12 protein-coding genes are annotated in these 12,501 nt (G+C 34.2%); all 12 read left to right on the top strand.

The features are described from left to right. Positions 1-390, top strand: a 390-nt coding sequence (locus VNJ50_RS12205; protein ID WP_325582300.1) for a hypothetical protein, incomplete at its 5' end; no start/stop codon positions are given. A 271-nt stretch (positions 391-661) separates the two neighbouring features. Further along, the gene (locus tag VNJ50_RS12200) at positions 662-1,672 is read left to right on the top strand and encodes an OmpA family protein (protein ID WP_325582298.1); all 1,011 of its coding nucleotides are present in this window, start codon (positions 662-664) and stop codon (positions 1,670-1,672) included. A gap of 299 nt (positions 1,673-1,971) precedes the next feature. Beyond that, positions 1,972-2,241: a hypothetical protein gene (locus VNJ50_RS12195; RefSeq protein ID WP_325582296.1), complete on the top strand. Its 270-nt coding sequence runs from the start codon at positions 1,972-1,974 to the stop codon at positions 2,239-2,241. Between the two features lie 41 nt (positions 2,242-2,282). Further along, the gene (locus tag VNJ50_RS12190; RefSeq protein WP_325582294.1) at positions 2,283-2,468 is read left to right on the top strand and encodes a hypothetical protein; all 186 of its coding nucleotides are present in this window, start codon (positions 2,283-2,285) and stop codon (positions 2,466-2,468) included. Between the two features lie 540 nt (positions 2,469-3,008). After that, positions 3,009-3,263: a type II toxin-antitoxin system prevent-host-death family antitoxin gene (locus VNJ50_RS12185; protein ID WP_325582302.1), complete on the top strand. Its 255-nt coding sequence runs from the start codon at positions 3,009-3,011 to the stop codon at positions 3,261-3,263. 4 nt (positions 3,264-3,267) lie between these two features. Next, complete coding sequence (locus VNJ50_RS12180) at positions 3,268-3,525, top strand: Txe/YoeB family addiction module toxin (RefSeq protein WP_040282840.1); 258 nt, start codon at positions 3,268-3,270, stop codon at positions 3,523-3,525. Between the two features lie 485 nt (positions 3,526-4,010). Continuing rightward, entirely contained in the window at positions 4,011-4,742 is a 732-nt protein-coding gene (locus tag VNJ50_RS12175) for a hypothetical protein (protein ID WP_325582292.1), read from the top strand. Continuing rightward, complete coding sequence (locus VNJ50_RS12170) at positions 4,739-5,602, top strand: hypothetical protein (protein ID WP_325582290.1); 864 nt, start codon at positions 4,739-4,741, stop codon at positions 5,600-5,602. Before VNJ50_RS12175 ends, VNJ50_RS12170 begins: the two co-directional genes overlap by 4 nt. Before the next feature lie 460 nt (positions 5,603-6,062). Then, positions 6,063-7,124 (top strand): Fic family protein, encoded by a 1,062-nt coding sequence (locus tag VNJ50_RS12165; protein ID WP_325582288.1) that lies wholly within the window; start codon positions 6,063-6,065, stop codon positions 7,122-7,124. Between the two features lie 333 nt (positions 7,125-7,457). Next, positions 7,458-7,952 (top strand): GNAT family N-acetyltransferase, encoded by a 495-nt coding sequence (locus tag VNJ50_RS12160; protein WP_325582286.1) that lies wholly within the window; start codon positions 7,458-7,460, stop codon positions 7,950-7,952. Between the two features lie 314 nt (positions 7,953-8,266). Further along, positions 8,267-9,754: a glycosyltransferase family 39 protein gene (locus VNJ50_RS12155; RefSeq protein WP_325582284.1), complete on the top strand. Its 1,488-nt coding sequence runs from the start codon at positions 8,267-8,269 to the stop codon at positions 9,752-9,754. A gap of 583 nt (positions 9,755-10,337) precedes the next feature. After that, a complete protein-coding gene (locus VNJ50_RS12150; RefSeq protein WP_325582282.1) occupies positions 10,338-11,657 on the top strand; it encodes a Fic family protein in 1,320 nt (439 codons plus the stop codon). The last annotated feature ends 844 nt before the right edge of the window (positions 11,658-12,501 follow it).

The following is a 12,501-nucleotide window of genomic DNA, read 5'->3' as shown; positions in this document are numbered from 1 at the left end:
AGTTGTAGTAAAGATGATGACAACGGACACGAACAACCAGCGCAAGGAACTATTGATGCAGCAGTAGGAACGTATAAAGGAAAATTAAGCTCATCTAATACATATAATCGTTATGAATGGTACGATGCTATTGTTATCGTTACAAAAGAAGGAAGTAATAAATTAAAAGTTACCGCAAAATCAGGCGAAGAATATTCGTATGTAACACCTAAAACTTTCACTGTTGAAACTTGTGCTTGTTTTGGTGAAAATACACAAGATATTGTTTCCCTAACAGGTAGTTTAGAAGGCATTTTTCATTTTTATGGCTCTAATAAAAACATTAATGTTACTGCAGATGAACAATCCGAAACAGATGTTTATTTTCGTTTTGAGGGCGCAAAACAATAAAATCAGGTTCTGATTTAAATTATTACCTTTAGCCTATCAAAACAAAATAATAGTAAAATGAGAAAGTTTCACCCATTTTTTGCCATCGGAACAGTAGGAATGATGGTGATAGCCTGTCTTCATCTATTTTTAGCATTAGGTCTGTCATTGATCTCGATTCACGCTGTTTTTTTTACTCTTTATCCAGTATTCTTGACTTTTTTGATATTAGGAGTTATCCTCACCGTTAAAAAACAAACGACTTGTGTATAATAAAACTGAGTATATTAAAATGAAAAAAACAGTCCTTATTCTTGCATTTTCAGCATTGATTGTATCTTGTAATCAAGCAAACAAACAGCAAGAAAATAACGAATCTAATGCCGTAGAAACTTCTGTCGAAGCAAACGAAGGCAAAACAGAAGAAGCTAATTCTTCGGCTGAATTCAATATAGAAGATATCGCTTTCTCTACTGCCGATATTGGCGATTTTCCTTTTATTAATTTACCTAAAGGATTAGAAGCTCGAAAAGGTGCCATACAAAAAAACTTTGATGTTTGTTTCTTTCCTATAAATGGTGTAATGACACCTTTTGAAGGTAAATTGTATAAAGCAAATGTTACTGCAGTTCAAGGCGAAGAATATTCGCAACGCTACTTTGAAAAAAGCATGGAGGATTATTTGCTTTCCGTCGGAGCGGTTAAGGTTTTTGATGGCGAAATCACCAAAGAAGAATTCGAACGTTATAATAAACAAGACCCTAATAAAGGTGGTTCGGGAGATATGGGGTATTGGAATCAAAATATGAAGTTTTATGTTATTCGTTCCCAAGAAAAAGGAAACATTTATATTCAGTTCACTTCCAATAATGCGGGAGGAACATTAAATGTATTACAAGAAGAAGCTTTTCAACAAACCATTACCAAAGTAACGGCTGACGATATTGCGAAAGACTTGACCGAAAAAGGGAAGTCGATTTTATATATCAATTTTGATGTAGATAAAGCAAATATCACAACCGAAGGAAAAGAAGTGGTAACGCAAATTGCAGAAGCATTGCAAAACGATAAAAGTCTGAAAATTGCTATTGAAGGGCATACCGACAATACAGGCGATGCGTCATACAATAAAAAATTATCGAATGAACGTGCAAATGCTGTAATGAATGATCTTATCGCCAACGGAATTGACAAATCTCGAGTAACCGCAAAAGGTTTTGGTGCTGAAAAACCTTTGGTAGCAAACGATTCCGAAGAAAATAAAGCTAAAAACCGCAGGGTAGAATTAATAAAGGTAAATTAAAAAAAAAGCTGTTTCTTCAAACCAAGAAACAGTTTTTTTTTAAAGTATATCATCAATAAACAAAGTTGTTGTAGGTGGTTTATTATGGGTATTCTTAATGTTTAGTTGTAGCTCGTCAGACGAAACCAGACCAATGGACGACAACAATACAGCCATTAACAAGCCTTTTTTTGAGGGTATGGTCGAAATGAGGATTTTTGCAATGATGTAGATTTAGGGAAAATCATTGGTAAAATAGATTTCTTCATACATTAATAAACTAGAATTATCCACAAGCGGTGCTTCATTATGCCCGGGGAATGGCATTTCTAGGTAAAAACGACTTGGCCGAAGCAAAAAAGGAATTGGGCAAGCTTAGTGACATTGCCCAAGATGCTTCTTTAAAATCGCTCACTGTTTGGGATATAAACACCTCATATGATTTGCTTCAAATAGCAAGCAACTTGTTATCTGGAGAGATTGCCGCTTATGAAAAACAGTATCAGCTTGCAATTTCTATGATGAATAAAGCAATAACACTTGAAGACCAGTTAAATTATAATGAGCCTCCGGACTGGTTTTTTCTATAAGACATCATCTTGGAGCTGTTTACATAAAGGCCGGGATGTTTTTGGAAGCAGAAAAAGTTTACCGAGATGATTTGCAAACATGGCGAAAAAATGGATGGGCATTGAGGGGGCTGTACAATGCTTTGAATGCTCAGGAAAAAGATGAAAATGCAGCAAAAGTAAAAAAAGACTTTGACCGTGCGTGGCAATATGCCGATAAGATGATTGTTTCTTCATCGCCTCTTTAGTAACTAAAGCGCTAGGTAGTGAGGGTAGCACGTTGGACAACTTCAATTTTTTTAAATTGAAAACAGGTTGCTTTGTTTAGGTTCGTTTTAAGTGATTCAAACTCCCCTTTCTTTACCTTCGTTCCACTACGGTAAATTCATTCCTTATTTCAAACTCCTCATCCAAACGGCGTGCCCATGCGCCAGCTCGCCCCTTCGCTAAAATAGTCCTCAGGACTATTTTTTAACGCTCGGTCGCCTCTTTAACTAAAGAGGTGAGCTGCATAGTGAGTTTTTATTAGAGTTTGTGATTTTGCAACTTACTTTAAAAAAAATGCTTGTGCGATTTCCCGCATTGATGTGGTATTGGTTTGATTTATATTTGGGTTTTGTGTTTTGAGTATCCATAAAGATTTAGGGTTGTAAACTATTAATAAATAGATATATAATAGGCTCGGATTGGCTGTTGTGATTTGGATGTTTGTGTGATTGGCAACAACATGAAAAATTTGCATAAATCAAAATTTGTACATATTTTTGTACTTATTAAAATACAATATTATGCAAATCACAACGGTTTCCGACTTTAGAAAAGACATCAAGACATACTTGGACAGAGTAGTTAATAACTTTGAAACCCTGATTATCAATAGAGGTAAAGATTCAGGAATTGTGGTTATGTCATTACAAGAATATAATTCATTAATGGCAACGAATCACGAACTTTCCTCACGGAAGAACGAAATGAGATTGGATTCCGCTATTGAAAAACTTAAAAAGGGAGAATCTTTCGCGAAAGGCCTAATCGAAGACTGACCCTATGAAATATATATTTGTAGACGAGTCTTGGGAGGATTATTTGTACTGGCAAAAAACGGACAAAAAGAAATTGAAAAAAATAAACGAGCTTTTAAAGGATATAGCTCGCAACCCTTTCGACGGAATTGGAAAACCAGAACCTTTAAAACATAAGTACGCAGGATTTTGGTCCAGGCGAATCGATAGTGAGCATAGGCTAATATACCAATACAAAGAAGGAGAAATATTGATTGCAAAATGCAGATTCCACTATGACTGAAAAAATACTGTTGCCAACAGATAAGGCTTCGTTGGGCTTGAAAAGCCAACAATGAAGCCTGTGTTGAACGTAACCGATCATATACCGTCCACACTTATGCAGTTGTCGTTAAGTTGTTTGAGTAAATTTCAAGAGGATTGAGCATTCTCTTTTTTTGTGAAGTATTATTGCTTGAACAGCTGTAACCGTTGTACAACCTCCATTTTTGAAAAATAGTTTGGTAAAACCAAAAAACCAGACCTCTTTTAAAGTGATTTAAAGGCGGTTTGTTTTTTAAGTAAAGTCCTTAACAGAATGATTTTAATACATCCGTGTGCAATGTTATGCAATAAAGTTTAGCTTTATATAATTAGAAGTACGTAAGATGTTTCACTTGTAAACAGCTATTTTCTAAAGTGTCTAAAGGGGTGAAAGAGAATTTGAAAAATGATTAACTTCGTTAATAAATAGGTTGAGTGTAATTAATCAAGAACGCCCGTCAAAAAATGAATGAAGTCGAAAATAAAAGTTTATTTACTTATCACTTAATCAAATTGTCATTTTTTTCGGCACTAAAAAATGTTCTTTCCCCAATAAATCAAAAGAAAATTAAAGGACTAATTCACTCAGAAACGATGTCTGCAATGCAGTTGGGGTCTTCTGTATTTACTCCAACAAGGCTATTTTCAACAACTATTGTAGTTTTTGCTCAATGGGAAAATGAAAACTCACTTATAGATTTTTTACAATCTAATCCATTTGGAATACAACTTTCAAAAAGCTGGTATTTAAAACTGAAATTTATTAGGCAATGGGGTTCTATTTCACATTTTGACATTCCGAAAATGTATACAGAAATTAAAGACGATAATCAACCCGTGGTTGCGGTAACTCTGGCTAAAATGAGATATACGGAAATCCCAAGGTTTCTACGTTGGGGAAGACCAGTAGAAAAATTAGTTAGAGATCATTCGGGCACCACTCTGTCTTTAGCTTCAATTCGATACCCTAATCTTATTTCTACATTTTCAATTTGGAAATCCCAGAAGGAAATGACTGGAATGGTTCACGGACATTCGAAAATGGAACAACCAAAACGCCATTCTGATGCGATGAAAGAAAGAAATCGAAAGGATTTTCATTTTGAGTTTACGACTCTAAGGTTTCTTCCAATTTCTGAACAAGGAATTTGGAACGGAAAATCAAATTATTTACCTAACGTAAAAACCAAAGAATGAATTTAGCTTACACAATGCAAAAATTTCAAGATTGGTTTACTCAACAATGGGTTATCATTAGTGGTCGTAAATTTAATCCAATAAATGAAAATTGGCTTATTGGTCCATTCGGTGAATTGAATGGAATTGGTGAAGAATTCATCAGTCAATTGGCCGAAAAAGAGCATTTGTCAATAAAAAGGGATGATCATTCTAAAGGACTTTTAGCATTTATCAAACAATTGAATTTAAGCGATGATGAATTAATAAATCTATCACAAAAAGTAATCGATTTTTATGAAAAAACGTCAAATTACGAACTCGAATTTGAAGTAAAATGGAATCCATTTTTCAAATTCTTTGGTTTTATAGTTAATAGACTTTTTAGTAAGAGAATTAATCAACTCAACATTCCTTTACAAAATAATAATCAAGAAAAACTAAGTAGCGAAATAATTCAATTAATCGACATAAAAACTAACGAAGTTAAATATACCATATGGCTTAGAAAGATTGAAAATACTGGACAAGTCATTTATTCCGGAATTTATGGAACTTGCAAATTGCCTTCAAATCAAACTTGTATAAAAGTCATTTTTCCTCTGCCAAAAGGAAATGCAACGGTGATTATGAAGCCAAGTATCGGAAAAAACAAAGAACTTATTTTAGATTCTTCTGGTAAAAAATTCGGTGATGCAGGATTTTATTTTCTCCTAAATGATTCCGAAAATAATTATTGGGCAAAATTTATTGGTTCATTTACTGACAGATTAATAATTGGTGAAGCCGAAGAAAATCTATTCGCAAGGCAAACTTTTAAACTTTGGAACTTGAAAGTAGCGGAATTTAAATATAAAATAAACTGCACGCAATATGGGTAGCTGTTGTGCAACTTCCATTTTTTTAAAATAGTGATAAAACCATAAAGCCGGACCTCTTTTAAAGTGATTTAAAAGGGGTTTGTTTTTAAGTGGTTCAAACTCCCCGTCCAAACGGCGTGCCCATGCGCCAGCTCGCACCTTCGCTAAAATAGTCCTCAGGACTATTTTTTAACGCTCGGTCGCCTCTTTAACTAAAGAGGGGAGCTGCATAGTGAGTTTTTATGTTTGTTTTGAGTTTGTCAGTGGCATGTGATTTTGTTGAGGTTGGAGTAGTGGAGGTGTTTAATAAAAAACAAGAGGGTTTAATAAAATTCCTTTATACAAATATGTACAGAAAAGTATATTTTTATGTATAATTATACAAATGTGTATAGATATGTTGTTTCTTGTTACACATAAGTGAGATGTGTATAGAAAATCGAATTATCTTTACACATATATGTATAGAAAATAAGAAGCAATGAATTGGAAACTCCAGCGTCTGCCTTATCCTGTTGATTTAGAAACCCTAAAAGTGCTAAAGCTTTTACCGGAAGCCCACAGGGCTTTGGCCGAATTAAAAGGAGTGGCACAATCTATTCCGCGGCAAGACATTTTAATAAATACATTGGCCATACAAGAGGCAAAAGATAGTTCGGAGGTTGAAAATATTGTAACGACCCATGATGAGATTTACAAAGCCGGTATGGGTATAGAGAGTGTTACTTCTAGCCAAGCCAAAGAAGTGCAGAACTATATTGTGGCCATGAAAACGGGTTTTGCTATAGTAGCAAAAAATCATTTTTTATCCACAAATCACATTAAGCAAATTCAGCAAATATTAGAAAATAATAATGCGGGATTTAGAAAAGTACCGGGTACTACGCTTAAAAATCAAAAAACGGATGCTGTGGTTTATACGCCGCCACAAAGCCATGAGGAGATTGTGAATCTCATGCAAAATCTGGAAGCCTTTATAAATGTTGAAGAGAATTTGCCTATAGATCACCTTATTAAAATGGCGTTATTTCATTTTCAATTTGAAAGTATTCACCCATTTTACGATGGTAACGGGCGTACAGGAAGAATTTTAAATATTTTATACCTCATACAGTATCAGTTGTTGGACACTCCTATTTTGTATCTGAGCAAATATATTATCCAACATAAAAACGAGTATTACCAGTTGCTGCAAAAGGTGCGCGATACGGGAGAATGGGAGGACTATTTGTGTTATATGCTTACGGCTATTACCGAAACGTCAAAAGACACTTTGGAGAAAGTGAGAAACATTAAAAAGGCAATGTCAGACTATAAGATACTCTTGCGCGAAAATTATAAATTTTACAGTCAAGATTTGTTGAACCATTTGTTTAAACAGCCTTACACAAAAATAGAGTTTTTGCAAAATGAGTTGCATATATCTCGCATTACGGCAGCCAATTATTTAAATCTGTTGGCTACTGATGGACATTTGGTAAAACATAAAATAGGACGCACCAATTATTATGTAAACCAAGCGGTTCTTAAAGCCTTAAATTAAAAGAACACAAAATGTAACTATTGCACAACCTCCATTTTTGAAAAATAGTTTGGTAAAACCATAAAACCAGTATTAAAATAAAACATTAGGAATACATGTTAGACAATTATGAATCCGAAAGAATCTGTGAATATCATGGTGAAACTTATCATGTAAGGGACAACGGTTAAATTTTTTGAGTATCCATAAAGATATAGAATTGTAAACTATTACTAAATAGACATATACTAGGTTTGGATAAGCTGTTGGGATTATGGGTATTTGTTAGTGGAAATATTATGATCGATTGTGACCAATCCGAAATTTTGACAAGGAAAGTATAGAAATTTAACAATGGAAATTAGACAAGCAGACATTCAAACCGATTATGAAAAAGTTTGGGAGATTTTTAAAAACGTAATTTCGACAGGCGACACTTATGTTTTTGACCCAGAAACACCTAGAGAACGCTTGCACAAACATTGGTTTGCGGACTTTATGGACACTTTTGTTGCGGTGGACAATGACGAGATTTTAGGAACTTACATTATTAAACCAAACCAATTAGACTTGGGTAATCACATTGCGAATTGCAGTTATATGGTAAACCCAAAACATCACGGACGGGGAATTGGCAAATTACTCTGTGGACACTCAATGAATTTTGCAAAAGCCAAAGGATATTTAGGCATTCAATTCAACATAGTTGTAAGCACAAATGAAGCCGCAGTTAAATTGTGGCAAAAATTTGGTTTTGACATAATTGGGACAACGCCAAAAGGTTTTAGGCATAGGGACTTAGGGTTTGTTGACACTTATATAATGTTTAAAGAACTTGACAAAGAGTGAATCAATTACTGTTAAGATAGTTAACCGTTGCACAACATCTGTTTTTTAAAAATAGTTTGGTAAAACCATAAAACCAGACCTCTTTTAAAGTGATTTAAAGGGGGGTTGTTTTTTAAGTAAAAGTTCTTAAACAGAATGTTTTTAAATCATGCTGTGAGCAATATTATGCAATAAATTTTAGCTTTAGATAATTAGAAATATGTAAGATGTTTTACTTGTAAATAACTATTTTCCAAAGCGTTTAAAGGGATGATAGAGAATTTGAAATATGATTAACTTCGTTAATAAATAAGTTGTGGTTTATTTAAAGGCCAATGAAAAAATATCTACCAATAATTTTTATCCTTACAGTAATTAAACTGATAATTCAATTATTGGGAAATAGAAATTATGGGTTTCATCGTGACGAATTACTTCATTTATCTGCAAGCGAACATTTGGATTGGGGATTTATGGAGTTTCCCCCGTTTATTGCATTTATAGGAAAAATATCCGATTGGCTTTTTGACTATTCACTTATAGGTGTTAGGCTTTTTCCAACCTTAGCGGGCGTTGGGATATTGATTTTATGTTGTTTAATGGCTAAAAACCTAGGTGGAAAAACAAGGGCTATTTTTCTATCTGGTGTATGCATTCTTGCATTTATTCCCTTTTATCGCAATCACACTTTGTTCCAACCAGTTGCATTCAACCAGTTTTTCTGGACTTTGGGTTTTTACTTCATTATCAGGTTTATAAATTCCCAAGACAAGAAATTTCTAATCCTAATGGGAATAACCTTGGGAATTGGGCTGATGAACAAATACACAATATTGGTTTGGGCTTTCGGAATATTCGTTGGCTTACTCTTTTACAAAAACGGTCAATTATTTAGAAACAAATGGCTTTATATTTCCGCACTGATTGCGTTGCTTATTTTCCTTCCCAACATTATTTGGCAGATACAAAACGATTTGCCTATTTTAAAGCATTTGGAAGTTCTAAATAGGGAACAATTAGCCAATATAAATCCGTGGGATTTTGGTTTGGAACAATTGAGTTCGCCTTTTACTTTGGTTATTAGCCTTTTTGGTTTGACCTCATTTATAGGAGGAGAAAATTTAAAGAAATACAGGGTTGTGGGAATATCACTTCTAGTTATTTTTTGCTCCCTTTGGCTTCTCAATTCAAAAGCTTATTATGCCTTTGCCATTTATCCCGTTTTATTTGCGGGTGGAGCGGTAAAAATTGAATCTATTCTTGACAAAAAACCAAATTGGGTTTACGCAGTTGCCGCAATTGTTCTAATCCCGTCCATCCCTTTTATTCCAGAAGCAACGCCCATTCTTCCAATCAAGACGCTTGTTGGATATACAGAAAAGAAGGAGATAAACGGCAGATTCGAACTAACAGATGATTATGCGGATATGTTTGGGTGGGAAGAACAAGTGAAATTGGTTGATAGTGTTTATAATTCATTAAGTCCAATGGAAAGAAAAAACTGTGTGATATGGGCGGAAAATTATGGAGAAGCCGGTGCAATTCAAATTTTGGGGGACAAATACGGCTTACCCGACCCAATTAGTAGACATGGTAGTTTTTGGATGTGGGGTTACGGGAATAAAAATGCAAGTGTTTGGATAAGCATTGGAAATGAAAAAGAGTCAGTCGAACACGCTTTTAATGAAGTGGAGCTTGTCAAGATCATTGAACATAAATATGCGATTAGTGAAGAAAACGGAATTCCACTTTATATCTGCCGTAGACCAAAAGTTGACATTGATAAATGGTGGAACGATTATAAAGAACATGTATTTGACTAAAAAAGGCACCACAACAACGGTAACCGTTGCACAACATCTGTTTTTAAAAAATAGTTTGGTAAAACCATAAAACCAGACCTCTTTTAAAGTGATTTAAAGGGGGGTTGTTTTTTAAGTAAAAGTTCTTAAACAGAATGTTTTTAAATCATGCTGTGAGCAATATTATGCAATAAATTTTAGCTTTATTATTAGAAGTGTAGTGTGTTTTGTTTGTAAGCTGTTGTTTTACAGGATGCTTAAAGAAATATTAGGAGGTTTGAAAAAATGATTAACTTCGTTAATAAATAGGTGGGCCTCCATTTTATGAAATCCGGTACAAACCAATGAAATTATTTATATGCTGCAGAAATATCGAAAAGAAATTAAACATTTGATGACTTGCTTAGTGCTTCAAAAACTAGACCTGGCATCAGAACCAAATTAAAGTGTTTTTTTATAACATTATTCAGCATATGAAAAAACATCATACTTTAAATAATAGACAGTGAGTGAATCAGAATTCATTCATGAAAGATAATGTATAAACAATTGTATTTCATTTTGATACTGAAATAGAGTCCGTTTAAAGTTTAAAAGGTAAGCCTTGATCGAGAACAAACACATCGAATATAAACATCAAGTAACACCAGAATTAGAAAAGGAAGTGGTTGGCTTTCTAAATTCTAATGAAGGTGGTATTATCTATATTGGTATTGATAAGATAGGAAATCTAGTAGGAGTAAAGGATGCAGATCATGACCAATTGCTGATCAAAGACCGATTAAAAAACAACATTCTTCCATCTTGTATGGGGCTTTTTGACTTGGTTACAGAACGTAAAGAAGAAAAGGATATCATCAAGCTAATTGTTGCCGGAGGTTATGAAAAACCATATTATATCAAAAGATATGGCCTGTCAGAAAAGGGTGCTTTTATTAGAGTAGGTAGTTCTTCCGAACCTATGCCAACGCGACAAATTGAACAACTTTTCGCCAAACGGACACGTCATTCCATCAGTAATATAAAATCAAAAAAACAAGATCTTAATTTTCAGCAGTTGCATATTTACTATCAAGGTACAGGGAAAGTGCTCAATGATCAATTTGCGAAAAACCTAGAACTTCTTACCGAAGACCATAGCTATAATTATGTAGCTTATTTGCTGAATGACGTGAACACTATTTCAGTGAAAGTAGCGCGGTATAATGGGATGGATCGTGTGGATTTGAGTGAGAGCAATGAATATGGTTATGAATCTATTATAAAAGCAACACAGCAAGTACTTGATAAATTAAATTTAGAAAACAAAACGCTAACTAAAATCACAGGAAAGGAACGTCAGGAAAAACGTTTATGGAATGAAATTGCACTGAGGGAAGCTGTCGTTAATGCGTTTGTACATAATGATTATACAAAAGAGCTGGCACCTAAGTTTGAGCTTTTTGATAATCGTTTAGAAATAACCTCTAATGGCGGTTTGCCCGAAGGACTTTCTAAAGATGAATTTTTTGAAGGTTTTTCTATTCCTCGAAACAAAGAACTTATGCGCATTTTTAAGGATTTGGATTTGGTGGAGCAATTAGGTTCTGGGGTTCCTAGAATTCTTCAAGTGTATCCTAAAGATTGCTTTGAGTTTACAGACAATTTTTTAAGGATTACTTTGCCATCAATGCAAGTCACCCCCCAAGTCACCCCCCAAGTCACCCCCCAAGTTAAAGAACTTTTAAAAGCATTTACTGGAATTCATAATAGAATTGAATTGCAAGAAAAATTGGGATTAACAGATAGGAAAAATTTCAGAATGAATTATTTGAATCCGGCAATAGAGATAGGGCTTGTGTCACTAACGATTCCCGATAAACCGACCAGTCATAAACAGAAGTATTATTTAACAGAAGAAGGCAAAGCATTTAATCAACTGTGACATAAAAAGGCAAAACTTCAAAAATGATAATGAAATTGATTGTAATGAAAATGAAGAAAAAACTGACGCAAAACTAATATCATTAGTGAAAAGAAAAAAAACATGAGGTAACAAGGAGGTAGCCGTTGCATAACTTCCATTTTTTAAAAATAGTTTGGTAAAACCTTAAAGCCAGACCTCTTTTAAAGTGATTTAAAGGAGGTTTGTTTTTAAGTGGTTCAAACTCCCCGTCCAAACTACGTTGCCATGCGCCAGCTTGCCCCTTCGCTAAAATAGTTGTTGCTATTTTTTTAACTCTTGGATGGCTGATGTTCAAACTCCCCTTTCTTTACCTTTGTTACCCTGCGGTAAATTCATTTTTTTCTTTAGTTAAAGAGGGAAGCTGGGAGCTACATGGTTAATGTTTATGGTTTCTTGTTAGTTTATAATTGGTTCTTGCTTTACATACATTATCCATGGAGTATCCATGGAGTATCTATGGAGTATCTATGGAGTATCTATGGAGTGAAGATTGTTGATTGTTGATTGTTGATTGTTGATTTTTGAAGTTTTGAATGTTGAAGTTGAGGTTTTTGGTAGTGATTAGAGGGTAGTGGGGAAATTTAAGTTGAATCCCGATAGTTATCGGGAGAATCCCGATAGCTCCCGATAGTTATCAGGACGGGAGAAATTGAAGATTTTTCATACTCGTTTGTTGATTCTGTATAGATTGAATTCAAGAGCCTAATTTGTGTGAAGCAAATTTTATTTACGGGATGGGGTGGCGGTGGAATGGTTTTGTTTAGAGTACATCTGCGGTCGTTTTAACCTATTTTTTAATTGGGGGTTATTTTTGTAACTTTAT

Origin of the sequence: Gelidibacter sp. (assembly GCF_035577925.1) — a bacterium.
In the GTDB taxonomy this organism is placed as follows: Bacteria; Bacteroidota; Bacteroidia; order Flavobacteriales; family Flavobacteriaceae; genus Gelidibacter.
Note: the sequence above shows the minus strand (reverse complement) of the source record. Positions and strands in the feature narration are given on the sequence as shown.